The sequence below is a fragment of the Bradyrhizobium sp. KZN70725 genome, assembly GCF_055264925.1.
In genome coordinates this window covers 182,423-198,836 of record NZ_JBUYWT010000009.1, presented here as the reverse complement: position 1 = coordinate 198,836, position 16,414 = coordinate 182,423, and the positions used below count along the sequence as shown (strand labels likewise).

Annotated in this window: 18 protein-coding genes; 8 read left to right on the top strand and 10 right to left on the bottom strand. The window is 65.6% G+C overall.

Going from position 1 to position 16,414, the window contains the following annotated elements; genetic code table 11:
- Nucleotides 1-314: 314 nt before the first annotated feature.
- Complete coding sequence (locus ACZBJS_RS11765; RefSeq protein ID WP_229190299.1) at nt 315-1,253, top strand: LysR family transcriptional regulator; 939 nt, start codon at nt 315-317, stop codon at nt 1,251-1,253.
- 4 nt (nt 1,254-1,257) lie between these two features.
- On the opposite strand, the gene ACZBJS_RS11760 is transcribed toward ACZBJS_RS11765, so the two are convergent.
- Nucleotides 1,258-2,451 (bottom strand): GNAT family N-acetyltransferase, encoded by a 1,194-nt coding sequence (locus tag ACZBJS_RS11760; protein WP_076825293.1) that lies wholly within the window; start codon nt 2,449-2,451, stop codon nt 1,258-1,260.
- Nucleotides 2,452-2,618: 167 nt separating this feature from the next.
- Between ACZBJS_RS11760 and ACZBJS_RS11755 the strand changes: the two genes are divergently transcribed.
- Nucleotides 2,619-3,647: a polysaccharide deacetylase family protein gene (locus ACZBJS_RS11755; protein WP_168855923.1), complete on the top strand. Its 1,029-nt coding sequence runs from the start codon at nt 2,619-2,621 to the stop codon at nt 3,645-3,647.
- On the opposite strand, the gene ACZBJS_RS11750 is transcribed toward ACZBJS_RS11755, so the two are convergent.
- Nucleotides 3,644-3,853, bottom strand: coding sequence for a DUF2842 domain-containing protein (locus ACZBJS_RS11750; protein ID WP_016844954.1), 210 nt, complete (start codon nt 3,851-3,853; stop codon nt 3,644-3,646). The two genes, ACZBJS_RS11755 and ACZBJS_RS11750, sit on opposite strands and share 4 nt — an antisense overlap.
- Before the next feature lie 193 nt (nt 3,854-4,046).
- Between ACZBJS_RS11750 and ACZBJS_RS11745 the strand changes: the two genes are divergently transcribed.
- Complete coding sequence (locus ACZBJS_RS11745) at nt 4,047-5,132, top strand: COX15/CtaA family protein (protein WP_168855922.1); 1,086 nt, start codon at nt 4,047-4,049, stop codon at nt 5,130-5,132.
- A gap of 21 nt (nt 5,133-5,153) precedes the next feature.
- Here ACZBJS_RS11745 and nadC read toward each other — a convergent pair whose 3' ends face one another.
- The 8 genes from nadC to ACZBJS_RS11705 form a co-directional block, all read right to left on the bottom strand.
- The gene (gene nadC, locus ACZBJS_RS11740) at nt 5,154-6,005 is read right to left on the bottom strand and encodes a carboxylating nicotinate-nucleotide diphosphorylase (RefSeq protein WP_168855921.1); all 852 of its coding nucleotides are present in this window, start codon (nt 6,003-6,005) and stop codon (nt 5,154-5,156) included.
- Entirely contained in the window at nt 6,002-7,552 is a 1,551-nt protein-coding gene (locus ACZBJS_RS11735; protein WP_316397294.1) for an L-aspartate oxidase, read from the bottom strand. Before ACZBJS_RS11735 ends, nadC begins: the two co-directional genes overlap by 4 nt.
- A complete protein-coding gene (gene nadA, locus ACZBJS_RS11730; RefSeq protein ID WP_057020659.1) occupies nt 7,549-8,535 on the bottom strand; it encodes a quinolinate synthase NadA in 987 nt (328 codons plus the stop codon). Before nadA ends, ACZBJS_RS11735 begins: the two co-directional genes overlap by 4 nt.
- 54 nt (nt 8,536-8,589) lie before the next feature.
- Nucleotides 8,590-9,441 carry an NUDIX hydrolase gene (locus ACZBJS_RS11725; RefSeq protein ID WP_233475385.1) on the bottom strand — a complete coding sequence of 284 codons (852 nt, stop codon included), beginning with the start codon at nt 9,439-9,441 and terminating at the stop codon, nt 8,590-8,592.
- 119 nt (nt 9,442-9,560) lie between these two features.
- Nucleotides 9,561-9,968: a hypothetical protein gene (locus ACZBJS_RS11720; RefSeq protein WP_018271884.1), complete on the bottom strand. Its 408-nt coding sequence runs from the start codon at nt 9,966-9,968 to the stop codon at nt 9,561-9,563.
- 157 nt (nt 9,969-10,125) lie between these two features.
- On the bottom strand, nt 10,126-11,406 hold the full coding sequence (locus ACZBJS_RS11715) for an O-acetylhomoserine aminocarboxypropyltransferase (RefSeq protein ID WP_141342882.1): 1,281 nt from the start codon (nt 11,404-11,406) through the stop codon (nt 10,126-10,128).
- A gap of 144 nt (nt 11,407-11,550) precedes the next feature.
- The gene (locus tag ACZBJS_RS11710) at nt 11,551-12,135 is read right to left on the bottom strand and encodes a CoA-binding protein (protein WP_057020656.1); all 585 of its coding nucleotides are present in this window, start codon (nt 12,133-12,135) and stop codon (nt 11,551-11,553) included.
- Nucleotides 12,136-12,241: 106 nt separating this feature from the next.
- On the bottom strand, nt 12,242-13,069 hold the full coding sequence (locus ACZBJS_RS11705; RefSeq protein ID WP_316397295.1) for an enoyl-CoA hydratase: 828 nt from the start codon (nt 13,067-13,069) through the stop codon (nt 12,242-12,244).
- Nucleotides 13,070-13,139: 70 nt separating this feature from the next.
- On the opposite strand from ACZBJS_RS11705, the gene ACZBJS_RS11700 reads away from it, so the two are divergent.
- The 5 genes from ACZBJS_RS11700 to ACZBJS_RS11680 all read left to right on the top strand — a co-directional run bounded on the left by ACZBJS_RS11700 (nt 13,140) and on the right by ACZBJS_RS11680 (nt 16,409).
- Nucleotides 13,140-13,568: a PaaI family thioesterase gene (locus tag ACZBJS_RS11700; RefSeq protein ID WP_057020654.1), complete on the top strand. Its 429-nt coding sequence runs from the start codon at nt 13,140-13,142 to the stop codon at nt 13,566-13,568.
- Between the two features lie 152 nt (nt 13,569-13,720).
- On the top strand, nt 13,721-14,185 hold the full coding sequence (rplM, locus tag ACZBJS_RS11695; protein ID WP_016840522.1) for a 50S ribosomal protein L13: 465 nt from the start codon (nt 13,721-13,723) through the stop codon (nt 14,183-14,185).
- Nucleotides 14,185-14,661, top strand: coding sequence for a 30S ribosomal protein S9 (gene rpsI / locus ACZBJS_RS11690; RefSeq protein ID WP_028333930.1), 477 nt, complete (start codon nt 14,185-14,187; stop codon nt 14,659-14,661). The genes rplM and rpsI overlap by 1 nt, the downstream gene beginning before the upstream one ends.
- Nucleotides 14,662-14,910: 249 nt before the next feature.
- Entirely contained in the window at nt 14,911-16,128 is a 1,218-nt protein-coding gene (locus ACZBJS_RS11685) for a GGDEF domain-containing protein (protein ID WP_316397357.1), read from the top strand.
- 44 nt (nt 16,129-16,172) lie between these two features.
- Nucleotides 16,173-16,409 carry a hypothetical protein gene (locus ACZBJS_RS11680; protein WP_316397358.1) on the top strand — a complete coding sequence of 79 codons (237 nt, stop codon included), beginning with the start codon at nt 16,173-16,175 and terminating at the stop codon, nt 16,407-16,409.
- The last annotated feature ends 5 nt before the right edge of the window (nt 16,410-16,414 follow it).

The following is a 16,414-nucleotide window of genomic DNA, read 5'->3' as shown; positions in this document are numbered from 1 at the left end:
GTTTTTCGATTCGGCAGACGATCACTGCGCTGTTCGGGGCGGCACTGGCGCACCCGCAGCGGTTCGTCGCGTTGCTCTTGCAAGTCTTCTTCATTGTTGTGTAATCGACTGCCGCGTGACTAATGGCATTTGGGAATGGAGCCACGGCGAAACTGTCATGATGCACCGCGGTATAAACGCGGGAACCCTGGAGCGTTTTCCGGCGAAGTGGCTGCCGGCTCGCGTCAAGAAAACGCCTCAAAGCAGAATCTGGAGCCCCGTTCCGGCTTAATCGGAACGGAAAGGGCCCTTGCCGGGCAGGATGGTGGCGGGCCGTGATCAGTAATCTGAAACTGCGCCAGCTGCGCTTGCTGGTCGCTCTCGACAATGAGCGCAAGTTGCAGCTCGCCGCCGAGCGGTTGAACATCACCCAATCGGCGGCATCGAAGATGCTTGCCGAAATCGAGGCGCTGGCGCGGGTTCCCTTGTTCGAGCGCACGGCGCGCGGCGTCGAACCGACGGCCTATGGATCGATCCTGATCCGTGGCGGCAAGAGCGTGCTGGCCGATCTCGACCAGGTCACCGACGAGTTCGCGGGCTACAAATCCGGTGAGCTCGGCACCGTCTCCGTTGGAACAGTCGCCAAGCCGAGCATCGACCTCGTCGTCGACGTGATCCAGTATCTCGGCGAAAAGCTGAATCGGGTGAACATCTCGCTCGATGTCAGCACCAGCCCGCCATTGATCACGCGACTGCTGGCGCTCGAGTTCGATTTCGTCGTCGCCAGGATTCCCGCCGGCATCGACCCCCGGCAATTCGACTATTACGAGATCGGCGCGGAGGAGGCGGTGCTGCTCGTTCGCGCGGAGCATCCGTTGGCCGGCCGCGAGACGGTCGAGCTGGAGGACATGGCCGACCAGCAATGGATCTGCCAGCCGCGCGAATCCTTCATGCGCCAGGCACTCGAGAGGCTGTTCATGAGCCGCGGCGTGACGCCGCCGCGCCGGGTCATCAACACCGAGTCGTTTTTCGCATCGGTCGGAATTGCCGCGGGCATCGACGCGATCGTGCCGGTCCCCATGCTGGTGTTCGATCTGGTCGATCCGCAGCGGTTCAAGGTGCTGCGCCTGCGCGACAGGCTGTTGTTGGAGAATTACGGCCTGATCAAGTTGCGCAAGCGTGCGCTGTCACCCGCTGCGGCACTCTTGTTCGACGCGATGAAACGGCTCGGCGTACCGAATGGCGGCGCAGAGCAGGGCGACGCGGCGCGCTGAACACTCAGCGGAACATGCTGCGCAGGTTCTGGGCAATCTCGAACAGCGCCGGATTTTGCTTCACAGCGCGCTTGGCGCGATTGATGGCCGACAGCGCGCTGGCCGCCGGCTTGCCGCGCAAGCTGAGCGGAACGAAGCTGTCGACGACGGCTTCATCGTCCTTGCAGAACAGCCGCTTGTACTCGTCCGAGCCGATGCCGAGATCCAGAGCGCGGTAGTTCAGGCCGGCATGGCGATCGATGATATCGCGCATCAGGATCAGGCCGGGGCTGAACTTGGAATTGGCCGACATCGTGTAGGTGTTGAACATCATCGAGAAGCGATGACCGTCGGACACGCCGGCGAAGATCGCGATCACTTCCTCGTCGCACTCCAGCGCGTGGATGTCGATCGCGTAGCCGTTGCCGTCGGCGCGCGGCGCGAGGCAGGCGGCACGAATGAACTGCTCGATGCCCGGCTCGGCGAACACGTTCGGCAGCTTCTGCTCGGCCATGCGCTGCGGCTTGACGCGGAAGAACCAGTCGAGCAGGCGGCAGACATCGGCGCTCTCGCTCGCGACATAATAGCGATAGCCGGGCAGCGCCTGCAGCTTGCGCTCCTTGCCCTTGAGGCGGCGGCGGAACGAGTTGCTGACCAGCGCCGCCGGTGCCGCGCCGGGCTCGATCGCCAGCACCGGGCAGTCGTTGACCGAAGCCTGATGCGGCAGCAGCGCCAGCGGATTCGGCAGATCCCGCCAGCGCAGCGGCTGCTGGCAGAGCGCGAGCGCATCGGCGCGGGAGCGTTCGGCGATCGATCGGATCAGGGCCGCGATGTCGGCTTCCGTCGCATCGGCGGCGAAATCCTTCGCGCACAGCGCCATGTTGAAGGTCGCATGCCTGCCGCCCATGAAGCTCGCGCAGTTCGCGCCGAGGCGGGATTCGATTGCGAGCGGCAGCAGCAGCAGCGGCCGGCGTTCGCTGTCATGAGCGACGACGATGAAGGGCCGCAGGCCCTCGCGCTCGCCGACCTGGCGTTGCCAGCTGGCGAGGAAATCGAACCGCTGATAGGGCGTGTAGCTGTGCTGCGACGTCTCGAAGCCGCGCCAGGTCGCTTCGGCCGCGGTGAGATCATGAAAGATGTCGACGCCGGCGACGCGGATCGCGTTCGGCCACGCCCGCGTCTCGGCCGTCTGGCCTTCGATTGCCGCCGCCATGGTCATCTCGGAACCCGAAATTTTAGGGTATTAATTTACAGTTCTCGGCTGGGGCCGACCTTCGCAGGGAAATGTCAACAAAGAGTAAGAACAATGCCGCGGCGGTGTGCGGGAACCGCCTGACAAGGACGGGGATCTTGGCGCCGGACAGCGGGATTTTACGACGGGCCGGAATGGAGCTCGCGTATTTCAGTGGCGCCTTCAAGCTGCGGGAACGCGAGAGCGGCGGCGCCGGGGTGATCCTGCGCTTCGCCCGCGTTCGTCCCGCGCGACGCGGCCGGTTTCAGCCGCTGAAGTCCCAGGAGATCACGCCGGCTTTCCTCGATCGCACGATCCGTGGGTTGAAGCGCTGGCGGTATGACATCGTCAGGATCGATGAGGCTTGCCGCCGCGCGGTGACCTTGCCGGAGCGCCGGCGCTTTGCCTGCCTGACCTTTGACGGCGCCAGCAAGGACATCGTCACCCATGCCTGGCCGGTGCTCGCCAGGCACGGCGTTCCCTTCGCGCTGTATCTGCCGACGGCCTTTCCCGATGGCGTCGGCGTGGCGTGGTGGCTGGTGCTGGAGGAAATCATCGCGCGCGAAAACCGCATCAGCATGATGATCGACGGCCGGGAGCGGCACTTCGCGATTTCAAATCTCTCGGACAAATACGAGCTGTTCGATTTCCTGTCCGGCTGGCTGCGCAAGCTGCCGCCGTCGGACCTGTCCTACGCGCTGAACGATCTCGCCAGGCGCTATTCGGCCGACGCAGCCCAATTGTCACGCAATGCGTCACTCGACTGGCAGGATCTGGCGAAGCTTGCCGCCGATCCGAACGTGACGTTCGGCAGCGCGACCGTGAACTATCCGGCGCTGTCGAGCCTCAGGGATGCCGACGCGCAGCGCGAGATGGCGATGGGCAAGGCGGTGGCCGAGAGCGCGCTTGGGCGGCAGGTCAGACATTTCGCATTCCCGTTCGGGGACCGCGATGCGTTCGGCCGTCCGCATGTCGTGATGGCCGAAGAGGCCGGCTTTGCCAGCGCGGTGTCGACCATACCAGGGGTCATCGAGGCGCAGGGGCGCACCAACCTTCACGCGCTGCCGCGCATCGCATGGGACGGCCGCGTGCGCTCGCTGCGGATGATGCGGGTACTGCTGTCGGGCGTGATGTTCGCGCCGGTGCGGCCGACGCGCAGCGCGCGCGACCAGGACGTTACTTAGGCGCGATCGGGCCGCGACATCCAGGCGACGATCGGCATCGCCGGCAGCACCCAGCCGAGGCCAGCGACGACGTAGAAGATCGCCTGCAGCAGCCCCGAATTGGCAAGCCACGGCGTCTGCGCGACCGTCATGCCAAGCAGCGACCACACCACCACCAGGATCAGCAGGAAGATGGTTCCGAGCAGTTTGCGGGTGCGTATGGCCATGGCGGATATTTGCAACTCGTGATCCAGGGCGTTTTCGAGCGAAGCGGGCACCGGTTCGCGCAAAGAAAACGCGTCAAAACAACGTTCTGGAGCTTGCTTCCGACTTGATCGGAAACGAGGCTCCGGACGGCGGCTTGCGCCGCGGGCGCGGCGGACTATAAGGGGCCCGAAAATCCAATCAAGTCAGGGCGAAATGGCCGGTATTTCCGCAAAGACATCGCAGCTTCGCGCCGTCAGGGTATGGCTGGTCGCGGTGGCCGCCCTGATCGCCCTGATGGTCTTGGTCGGCGGCGCCACGCGGCTGACCGAGTCCGGCCTGTCGATCGTCGAATGGAAGCCGGTGACCGGTACGCTGCCGCCGCTGACCGAGGCGCAGTGGACCCAAGCCTTCGAGGGCTACAAGAGGATCCCGCAATATCGCGAGCTCAACGCCGGGATGACGCTCGAGCAATTCAAGACGATCTTCTGGTGGGAGTGGAGCCACCGGCTGCTTGGCCGCGTGATCGGCGCGGCCTATCTGCTGCCGTTCCTGTATTTCCTGTGGCGCGGCGCGGTGAGCGGCGAACTCGGCCGGCGATTGTGGGTGATTTTCGGCCTCGGCGCGCTGCAGGGCGGCGTCGGCTGGTGGATGGTCGCGTCCGGCCTCTCGGAACGCATCGAGGTATCGCAGTATCGGCTGGCGACGCATCTTGTGCTGGCGCTTCTGATCTTCGCGGCGATCGTCTGGACGCTGCGGCGCCTGACCGACCGCCCAAGCGTGATCGCGCCGCTCAGGCTGAAGCTCACGAGCGCGGTGCTGCTCGTGCTGACCTTCGTGCAGCTCTATTTCGGCGCGCTGGTCGCGGGGCTGCGCGCGGGCAGGGTTTATAATACTTGGCCCGACATCGACGGCGGCTTCATTCCGTCGGCTGACCGGCTTTGGTTCGAGACACCGTGGTGGCGCAATCTGTTCGACAACACGCTGACGGTGCAGTTCGAACATCGCATGACCGCCTATCTGCTGTTCGCGCTGGCGATCGCACATGCGATCGATGCCATGCGCGCGCGCGCCGGCGGCGCGGTGATCGCCGGCGCCTGGTGGCTGGTGGCGGCGATCACGCTGCAGGCGACGCTCGGCATCCTGACGCTGCTGCATCAGGTGCCGATCGATCTGGCGCTGACGCACCAGGCCGTCGCCATCGTCGTGCTGACGCTCGCGGTGCTGCAGGCCGAGCGCTTCGCCGCGCGCCGGACCGAGCGGGATCAGCCGACCCTCGTTGCGGTCGGCCAGCCCGGTTGATCGATCAACCTCTTTGATCGATCAGGACAGATAGTCGAGCCCGATATCGAGCGCGGCCGAGCTGTGGGTCACCCAGCCGACCGAGATCAGGTCGACGCCGGTTGCGGCAATCGCTGCGGCCGTCGCCGCGGTGATGCGGCCGGAGGCTTCGGTGATCGCCTTGCCGCGCGCCATGTCGACCGCCTGGCTGAGCTGCTCGGTCGTCATGTTGTCGAGCAGCACCGCGTCGACGCCGAGCGTCAGCGCCTCCTCGAGCTGCGACAGCGTGTCGACCTCGACCTCGATCTTGACGAGATGGCCGGTATTGGCCTTGGCGCGCTCGATCGCGGTGCGGATGCCGCCGGCGAGCGCGATGTGGTTGTCCTTGATCAGCACCGCGTCATCCAGCCCGAAGCGATGATTGCCGCCGCCGCCGGCGCGCACCGCATATTTCTCCAGCGCACGCAGTCCCGGCGTGGTCTTGCGGGTGCAGACGATCTGCGCGCGGGTGCCCGCCACGGCCTTGACCAGCGTAGCCGTTGCGGTGGCGACACCGCTCAGATGGCAGAGGAAGTTGAGCGCGGTCCGCTCGGCGGTGAGCAGGCTGCGGGCCGGGCCGTCGATGATCGCGATGACCTGGTCGGGTTCGACCGCGCTGCCGTCGGGCCGTTCGGCGCGCAGCGTGATGGCCGGCGACACCGTCTGGAAGGCTGACCGCGCGACATCGAGCCCGGCGATCACGCCGGGCTGCCGCGCCCGCATCACCAGCCGCGCCTGCTGGCCGGCCAGCACGATGGCGTCTGCGGTGATATCGCCGGCGCGGCCGAGATCCTCGCGCAAGGCGGTCTGCACGATCGGCTCATAGATCAGCGGCAGCAGGGGGGTGAGGGTCATGACAGGGCACTCCTGGCAAATGGCGTGGATTCGACGATGTCGCGCGCGGCGGCGAGTGCATCGGCGCGGGTAAGGGACGACGGAACGGCCGACGCAGCAATGTGCGGGAAATCGGTGCGGAAGTGGCCGCCGCGGCTTTCCTCACGCCGGATGGCGGCAACCGCGACCATCAATCCGACCAATGCTGCGTCGGACGCCGCACTGTGACCGCATGCGAGTGGATAGAGACTGCGGATCGCGCGGGCGATCCCGTCGCGATCGCGCAGGACGCCGAGTCCCTGGGTGAGGATCGGTCGCACGGCGGAGGGATCGGAAGCCTGTGGCATCGCATCGTCGCGCAGCATGGCGCGCGGGCCCGCACTTACGCTTTCGATGCTCTCCGCGACCCAGCGCGCGCAGACGATCGCTTCCATCAGCGAGTTGCTGGCGAGGCGGTTGGCGCCGTGCAACCCGGTGCGCGCGGCCTCGCCGCAGGCCCACAGGCCCTGCACCGTGCTGCGGCCATAGCCATCAACCGCGATGCCGCCCATATGGTAGTGAACCGCCGGCCGGATCGGGATCGGATCATGGGCGGGGTCGATGCCGGCCATCTTGCAGAACGCGCTGATCACGGGATAGCGCTGCGCAAACTCCGCGCCCGGATGTTGGCGCGCGTCGAGGAAGGTGCGATGCCCCGCGGCACGGTGGTGCCACACGGCGCGCGCCACGATGTCGCGTGGCGCAAGCTCGGCGCCGGGCTGATCGGCCATGAAGCGCTCGCCGGTCTCGTCGATCAACACCGCGCCATCGCCACGGATCGCCTCGGTCAGCAGCGGCATCGGGCGCGACGGCCCGTCGAACGCGGTCGGATGAAACTGGACGAACTCGATGTCCGACAGTTTCGCGCCGGCCTGTGCGGCAAGTGCGAGCCCCTGGCCGAAACACCCGCCGGGATTGGTGCTGTCGGCGAACAGCCCACCGATGCCGCCGGTCGCGATCACCACGCGATTGGTCGTGATCGTCAGCGCGCCGCTTGCGTTGGCTGCAAGCACGCCCCTGACCGCATTGTCCTCGACCAGCAGCCGGCGCGCCTCGACGCCTTCCAGCAGCGTGATCGATGGTGTGCGCCGGACCGCCGCGATCAGCGCGCGCATGATCTCGCGTCCGGTACCGTCGCCGGTGGCGTGCACGATGCGGTTGCGGCGGTGTGCGGCCTCGAGCCCGAGGCGCCAGCTGCCGTCGGCGTGCCGGTCGAAGGCGACGCCGAGCCTCGCCAGCTGCTCGACGGCGGCGGGCGCGGCGTGGACGATCCGGCTCGCGGCGGCCGCGTCGCAAAGGCCGGCGCCGGCCGCGAGCGTATCGGCGAGATGCAGGGCAGGGCTGTCATCTGCGCCGACCGGCGCCGCAAGGCCGCCCTGAGCCCACATGCTGGAAGCTTCCGCGCCGAGCGGCGACTTCGACAGCAGCACGACCGGCTCGGGGGCGAGCTGAAGCGCGGTCATCAGCCCGGCGGCACCGCCGCCGATGATCACCGGGCGGCCGTTGAGATCGGAGATATCGATGCTCATATCGCCAGCATCCTTTCGACGCTCTTGCGCGCGCGATCAGCGATCGCGGAGTCGATGGTGACCTCGTGCTGGTTGGTCTCCAGCGCGTGACGGATGTTCTTCAGCGTGATCCGCTTCATGTGCGGACAGAGATTGCAGGGGCGGACGAAGTCGACACCGGGATTTAGCGCGGCGATGTTGTCGCTCATCGAGCATTCCGTCAGCAGCACGACGCGCGGCGGACGTTTGGTCTCGACGAACGACTGCATCGCAGCCGTCGACCCGGCAAAGTCCGCTTCGGCGACCACCTCGGGCGGGCATTCCGGATGCGCCAGGATGGTGACATCGGGATGATCCTCGCGCAGCTGACGCACGTCATCGGCGGTGAACAACTCGTGCACCTCGCAGTGGCCCTTCCAGGCGATGATCTTCTTGCTGGTCTGCTTGGCGATGTTCTGCGCCAGATATTCATCCGGGAGCATGATGACGCGCTCGGCGCCGAGCGATTCAACCACCTTCAGCGCATTGCCCGACGTGCAGCAGATGTCGGACTCGGCCTTCACCGCGGTCGAGGTGTTGACATAGGCGACGACCGGTGCGTCCGGGTAGCGCGCGCGCATCAGCCGCACGTCCTGCGCGGTGATGGAATCCGCCAGCGAGCAACCGGCCTTGAGGTCGGGGATCAGCACGGTCTTGGCCGGATTGAGTAGCTTCGCGGTCTCGGCCATGAAGTGCACGCCCGCGAGCACGATGACATCGGCATCGACCTTGGTTGCTTCGCGCGCGAGCAACAGGCTGTCGCCGACGATATCGGCGACGCCGTGGAAGATCTCCGGCGTCTGGTAATTATGCGCCAGTACCACCGCGTTGCGGCGGCGTTTCAGCGCGAGGATCGCATCGACGTCCTCGGCGAACGTGGCCCATTCGAACGGCGGGATGACGCGTTTGACGCGCTCATAAAGCGGCGCGGTGCGGGTGAGCAGATCGGTATCGAGCGCAACCATTTATACTCTCCGTGAGCATAAGATGGCTTATACTTATCCTGAGCATAAGGCGTGTCAAGTGCGCGAAAGCGGGAGCTTGGTGCCGGCGACGGCCCGTTCGGCCAGCACGGCATGGCGGAAGCGGAATAGCTTGGCCGGCCGGCCGACGGTATCGGCGGCCATTGCGCCAGTCTCTTCAACGAGTTCCTGCTGCTCGATCAGCCGGCGGAAGTTCTGCTTGTGGACCAGCCGGCCTGCGAGCGCCTCAACACTGCGTTGCAGTTGCAGCAGGGTGAACTCGGCCGGCATCAGCTCGAATACCACCGGACGGTATTTGATCTTGGCGCGCAGCCGCGCGATCCCGGTCGCGAGAATGCGGCGATGATCCGCCGTCATCGGCTTGCCCGGTACGACCGGCGCCTCGCGGGCATGCCCGCGTCCGGCTTCCGGGATCAGCGCGGCCTCGTAGAGCAGCTCATAGCGTTGCAGCACCAGCTCTTCGTTCCAGTCGCGATCGTCGAGTCCAAAAGTGATGGCGCAACGCTGCCAGCGCTCGCGCTGCAGCGTCGGCGACGGCGCCGCCTTCGCCCACGTTTTCAGCTTCGGCGCGATCGTCTTCGCCAGGAAGGCCGGCGCGCCGGCGCGATGATCCTCCCAGGGGAAGTAGTCGTACCAGCCGGACCAGTGCGCCTCAAAGCCTTCGCCGACACGATCCTCGCGGGTCAGGCCGAGATAGCTGATCGAGACGCTGTGCGGCCCCTTGGCATCGCCGGAGCGGCCGCGGTCGGCAAAGGTGTAGAGCTGCTCGACATAGCCGAGCGGGTGGCCGGTCTGCGCTTCGACCCAGGCCCGCAGCGCGGTCTGCAGCGAGCGATGGGTGAACTCGAACGGGCCGCTCGGCAGCGCGGAGCCGCCGGCGATGGTCATGATCTTGGGCGTGCCCTCGGTGACGGCGACCAGCACCGCGACGAGATCAGCGGTCACCGCGTTCCCCGAAGCCGGTGCGCTGGATTTCTGCGGCGATCTGGCCACCCGATCGGTCCGCGCTAGCAGTAGCCGTAGACGCCACAGGCGTAGGGTAGGCGGTCCCAATAGGTCACATAGGCACCGCCGTAGTACGGGCCGAAATAGTTGTAGGAGTGCCAATTGCCGTAATAGCCGGGCAGCGACGACGACCCCGGCAGCAGCGGCTCGCCGGGCACGAACGGGATATACGGCTCGGAATTGAGCGGGATCACCACGGGCTGCTCGACGACCACGAGCTGGCGTCCGCGCCGCACATAGGTCGGCGATGTGATCGTGGTGCGGTAGGCGTAATGCCGGTGCGGCAGGCCCGCCGGCAGCTGGCGCGCGGCCTTGACGGTCGCGCTCTTGGCGACGGCCGGGCCGTCGGCGGCGTCAGCAGGCGGGATCGCAAACAATGCGATCGCGAGCGGCAATGTCCAGCGCAGCATCAATGGTCTCCCGAATCATCCGGAGCCTATCACTGCCACTTTAAGCCGGATTGAACGTTAACGAGAGGCCCGTCGGTATTAAGCGTTAACGGGAGGCCCGCCGCCTTGGGCAAGTTGCCGGAGCGATACGGCGCACCGCTCCGGAACAATTGCGGGATCAGGCGCGCAGGGCCTGGTCGAGGTCGGCGATCAGGTCTTCCTTGTCCTCGATGCCGATCGAAAGCCGCACCACCTCGGGCGCCGCGCCCGACCTCACCTTGGCGGCGTCGTCGAGCTGGCTGTGGGTGGTGGAGGCCGGATGGATCACCAGCGAGCGGGTGTCGCCGACATTGGCGAGATGCGAGAACAGCTGCAGGTTCGACACCAGATTGACGCCGGCGTCATAGCCGCCCTTAAGGCTAAACGTGAACACCGCCCCGGCTCCCTTCGGCGCATATTTGCGCTGCAAGGCGTTGTACCTGTCGCCGGGCAGGCCGGCATAGTTCACCGCCGACACAGCGGGGTGAGTGGAGAGGAATTCCGCCACCGCCTTGGCGTTGTCGCAGTGCTTCTGCATGCGCAGCGGCAGCGTCTCGATGCCGGTCAGGATCATGAAGGCGTTGAACGGCGACAGCGCGGGGCCGAGGTCGCGCAGGCCGAGCACGCGGCAGGCGATCGCGAAGGCGAAGTTGCCGAAGGTCTCCTGGATCCGGATGCCGTGATATTCCGGGCGCGGCTCGCTCAGCATCGGATATTTGTTGTCCTTCGACCAGTCGAAGGTGCCGGCATCGACGATGATGCCGCCGAGTGAGTTGCCGTGACCGCCGAGGAACTTGGTCAGGGAGTGCACGACGATGTCGGCGCCGTGGTCGATCGGCTTGATCAGATAGGGCGAGGCCAGCGTGTTGTCGACGATCAGCGGCACGCCGGCCTTGCGCGCAACGGCCGCGATCGCCTCGATATCGGTGATGCTGCCGGCCGGGTTGGCGATCGACTCGATGAAGATCGCCTTGGTGTGCGGCGTCACCGCGCGCTCGAAGCTTTCGATCTCATCTGGGTCGGCCCAGGCCACGTTCCAGCCGAACGCCTTGAAGGCGTGCGTGAACTGGTTGATCGAGCCGCCATAGAGCTTGCGTGCCGCGATGATCTCATCGCCGGGCTTCAACAGCTGCTGCAGCACGACGACCTGCGCCGCGTGACCGGAAGCGACGGCGAGCGCCGCGGTGCCGCCTTCGAGGGCTGCGACACGTTCCTCGAGCACGGCATTGGTCGGGTTGCCGATGCGAGTATAGATGTTGCCGAAAGCCTGCAGGCCGAACAGCGAGGCCGCGTGGTCGGCATCGTTGAAGACGAATGACGTGGTCTGGTAGATCGGTGTCGCCCGCGCGCCGGTGGTGGGATCAGGCTGCGCGCCGGCGTGCACGGCGAGGGTGGAAAATCCCGGAAGGCGATCGGTCATTCTTTAGTATCCTGTTGTGGCCTGGTCGAAACGCGCGGCATGCTGATGGCGACGGCGCCCGCCGTCAAGCGAGTTAGGCACACCGCCAGTTGGACGGGCATCCGCGCTATACCGGATGATCGCAGCGATTATTCCGCTGCGATGTCAGGTCGTCTCGGTCTTGTTCTTTGCCGCGCGGTCGGACGCCGCGGTCTGTCCGCCGCCGAAGCTCGTGCGATTGAGCGACAGCCGCATGCCCTGCGTCGGGATCGGCGCACGCTTGGAGCTCAGCGTGCGCGAGTTGACGCCCATCCACGAGATCTCCGACGACAGCCGGCCATACTCGATCTTCGGGCAACGGTTCATCACCACCTTGAGGCCCGCGGCTTCCGCCTTCTCGGCAGCGGCATCGTCGCGCGCGCCAAGCTGCATCCAGATCACCTTCGGCGGCGTCGACAATTTCAGCGCCTCCTCGACCACGGGCATGATGTGGCTTGAGTTGCGGAAGATGTCGATCATGTCGATCGGCCGATCGATGTCCGCAAGCGAGGCGACGAACGGCTTGCCCATCAGCGTCTTGCCGACATGGCCGGGGTTGACCGGGATCATGTCGTAGCCGCGCTGCGCCAGATATTTGAACGCGAAATAGCTCGGCCGCACATTGACCGGCGAGGCGCCGACCATCGCGATGGTCTTGACGTTGTTCAGAATGCTGCGGATGTAGTTGTCGTCGTAGGCGTCGTGATTCATTTTTCTTCCGGGTTTGTCATTCCGGGGCCCGCGCAGCGAGAACCCGGAATCTCGAGATTCCGGGTCTGGTGCTAATGCACCATCCCGGAATGACGACCTCAGGTCGTCACTTGTCCTGCCACTTCGGATCGCGCTTCTCGATGAAGGCACCGATGCCTTCCTCGGCGTCGCGCGCCATCATGTTTTCGGTCATCACCTCGGCGGCGAAGCGATAGGCATCGGCGAGGTTCATCTCGGCCTGGCGATAGAACGCTTCCTTGCCGAGCTTGACGGTGTAGGCCGATTTCAGCGCGACCTTCTCGGCCAGCGCGATCGCGGCGTCGCGTTCGGTGCCAGCGGATACCACGCGGTTGACGAGGCCGATGCTCTGCGCCGTTGCCGCCGAGACCGGCTCTCCGGTCAGCAGCATCTCCATGGCCTGTTTGCGCGGCACGTTGCGCGACAGCGCCACCATCGGCGTCGAGCAGAACAGCCCGATGTCGACGCCCGGCGTCGCGAACGCCGCCGCTTCGGAGGCGACCGCGAGGTCGCAACTTGCGACGAGCTGGCAGCCGGCCGCGGTGGCGATGCCCTGGACGGATGCGACCACCGGCTTCGGAAGGCGCACGATGGCCTGCATCATCGCGCTGCAGGCGTTCATGATTTGCGCGAAATAGGCGCGGCCGCGGTCGGCATCGCTACGGCGCGCGGTAAGCTCCTTGAGGTCGTGGCCGGCGCAGAACGCCGGGCCTTTGGCGGCGAGCACGACGGCGCGGATGCGCTTGTCGCCGCCGACATCGTTCAGGGCGGCGTGCAGCTCGGCGATCAGGCCCTCGGAGAGGCTGTTGCGCGCTCCGGGGCGATTGAGCGTCAGTAGCGCGATACTGCCGACGGTCTCGCGCAGCAGGATCGGCTGGTGTTGCGGCGCTTCGGCGCGGGCGGCTTGGGCGGACATGGTGAAATTCCACTTTGGTCTCTGTGACAACTTAATGTAACAGGCAGGCTGAAGCGAGGGCAGGGACGGCATGGCGACTGCGAAAATGAGCGTGGCTGACGTGGAGGAGTTCCTGCGGAGGGAATTCCCGCAGGCGTTCGTCTACGACGATGTCCGGATCGAAAGCGCCGACGGCGAGACCGCCCTGCTGCGCCAGCGCTTCAGCGAGCGCATGCTGCGGCCGGGCGGTACGGTGTCCGGGCCGACCCTGATGGGGCTGGCGGATTTCGCGATGTACGTGGTGCTGCTGTCGGCGATCGGGCCGGTTGGCCTTGCCGTGACCACCAACCTCAACATCAACTTCCTGCGCAAGGGTCAGCCGGGGCAGGACGTACTTGCGGTGGCGAGGCTGCTCAAGCTCGGCAAGCGGCTCGCGGTCGGCGAGGTCAACCTGCTGTCCGGCTCGTCTCCCGATCCCATCGCCCATGTCACGGCGACCTATTCCATTCCAAATCAATAGGCTTTTCTACGGTATTATTGCACCATAATTGCAAGCCATTGTTTTTTCTGATGTAATTTGAGCGCGTGGGCGTTGACGCGCGATCGCGGCTTCTCTAGAAAGCTGCCAGTTCGGCGCATACGGCGCCGATTTCTTTTTCACGGATTTCACACATGAGCACGTTCTCGGCCAAGCCCGCCGAAGTGACGAAGAAGTGGGTCGTGATCGACGCCAAGGGTCTGGTCGTCGGTCGTCTCGCCACGCTCGTCGCGATGCGCCTGCGCGGCAAACACCTGCCCACCTACACCCCGCATGTCGATTGCGGCGACAACGTCATCATCGTCAACGCCGCGCATGTGGTGCTGACCGGTCGCAAGCGCGACCAGAAGACCTACTACAAGCACACCGGCTTCATCGGTGGCATCAAGGAGCGCACCGCGAAGCAGATCCTCGAGGGTCGCTTCCCCGAGCGCGTCGTCGAGAAGGCGATCGAGCGCATGATCCCGCGTGGTCCGCTCGGCCGCATGCAGATGGGCAATCTGCGCGTCTATCCGGGTGCCGATCATCCGCATGAAGCGCAGAGCCCCGAGAAGGTCGATATCGCTTCCCTGAATCGCAAGAACACGAGGGCCGCATAATGTCCGATACGTTGCAGTCCCTCGACCAGCTCTCGCAGGTCAAGCCGGCCGCTCCCGACGCGCCGAAATACGTCAAGAAGGTCGACAAGTACAACCGCGCTTACGCCACCGGCAAGCGCAAGGACGCGGTCGCCCGCGTCTGGGTCAAGCCGGGCTCCGGCAAGATCTCGGTCAACACCCGCGAGTTCGAAGTCTACTTCGCCCGCCCGGTGCTGCGCATGATGATCCAGCAGCCGCTGGTCGCTGCCGCCCGTAACGGCCAGTACGACGTGATCTGCACCGTCGCCGGCGGCGGTCTCTCCGGCCAGGCCGGTGCTGTCCGCCACGGCATCTCGAAGGCGCTCACCAACTTCGAGCCCGAGCTGCGCGGCGTCCTCAAGAAGGGCGGCTTCCTGACCCGCGACAGCCGCTCGGTCGAGCGCAAGAAGTACGGCAAGGCGAAGGCCCGCAAGTCCTTCCAGTTCTCGAAGCGCTAATTCGAGTTCTAAAATTCGCGGCAATTGCCGCGGGCATCGAGTTGCAGAGGGCGCCGCGAGGCGCCCTTTTTGCTGCGTCCGACCGGCGATGCTTCGGCGCGAATTAGCGCAGTTTTTCATGAAAACTTGCGTGTGCGTGCAAACGAAATTGGAACTCGCACCTTCTAGCTTGCGGGCTCGCAATGGCGCTGCATCACCGTATTCATTTGCGCCTGCGAACGTTGCATCACACCGGGCTGGGGTGAGTTTATGTCGTTCGATCCATCGACACTTTATTTGTTCGCCACCATGGTCGCGGGCATGCTCGGCGCCATGCTGTGGTTGTTCGGCAGGCAGGAGAACATTTCCGCGCTGAAATGGTGGGGCACCGCCTATCTGCTCGGCGCGGCCTCGGTCGCGGTCTGGACGGTCGGTAGTTCGACGCTCGATCCGATGGTTCTGCTGGGCCTCAATGCGATCGGATTCGCCGCCTGCGGCCTGGTCTGGAATGCCGCGCGCATTTTCCACGGCCGCAAGGCCAATTTGCTGGGCCTCGTGCTCGGCCCGATCGCATGGATCGGGGCGGTGACGACGGTTGAGGATCCCGCGATGCGCCTGACGATCGGTGCCGGGATCGTCGCGATCTACGCCGCGCTGACCGCATCAGAACTGTGGAGCGAGCGCCGCCGCGCGATGCAACGGCGCTGGCTTGCGATCGTCATCCCGGTCGCGCACGGTTGCGTCCTGATGCTGCCGATCCTGGTCGGCGACCTGCTGCGATTGAACGGCCAGAATTTCGTCTCCAGCTTTTGGGTCACGCTGTTTTCGATCGAACTCGTGCTGTACGCGATCGGCACGGTGTTCGTGATCTTTATGATGGTGTCGGACCGCGCGGTGGCCGTGCACAAGACGGCCGCGTCGATCGACCCCCTGAGCGGCATGCTCAACCGCCGCGGCTTCACCGAGGCCTGCGCGCGGGTGATCGAGCGCGAGTCCATTGCCGGCCGGCCGGTCACCGTGATGATCTTCGACATCGATCACTTCAAGTCAATCAACGACCGCTTCGGCCATCCCGCGGGTGACGAGATCCTGAAGCTGTTCTCCGCTGTCGTGGTCAACAGCCTCAGGATCAGCGATCTGTCGGGCCGGATCGGCGGCGAGGAATTCGCGGCGCTGCTGCCGTGCTCGCTGGAGGAGGGTGTGCTGGTCGCCGAGCGCGTGCGCGAAGCCTTCGAGAACAGCAACATCACCTGCGAGGAAGGCGCGGTCGACACCACGGTCAGCATCGGCGTCGCAGGCGGTCCCGCCGGCACCGAGCTCGAGGTGCTGTTGGCCTCGGCCGACACCGCGCTCTACCAGGCCAAGCGCGGCGGCCGCAACCGCGTCGAGGCAGCGGAGGAATTGCCGCTCTCGCTGGAGAACTGGCGGCGCAAGACCGCGGGCCTGCCGGCTTCGGCGCGGCAAAAGCCGGCGAGCATCCGGGCATGAGTGCGGTAACGAGTGGTTAACCATTCGATCCCATGCTTTCGGGCATGGAGTCGATCCGCACCCGCAATCCGCAGTCAGCCCTGATGTCGCTCGAAGCCGCCGCGGTTTCGGCGCGCAGCGGTTTCGCCTGCCTGTTCTCGGACTCGCATGAATACGAGACCGCGCTGATCGCCGAACGGCGCGCGCAGGGGCGATACCAGCCGCCGAAGAGTCGCTGGCCGATGGTGATGCTGGCCGGCGTGATGCTGATGGTCGCGGGAACGGTGCTGCTGCTCTCCTGACGTGC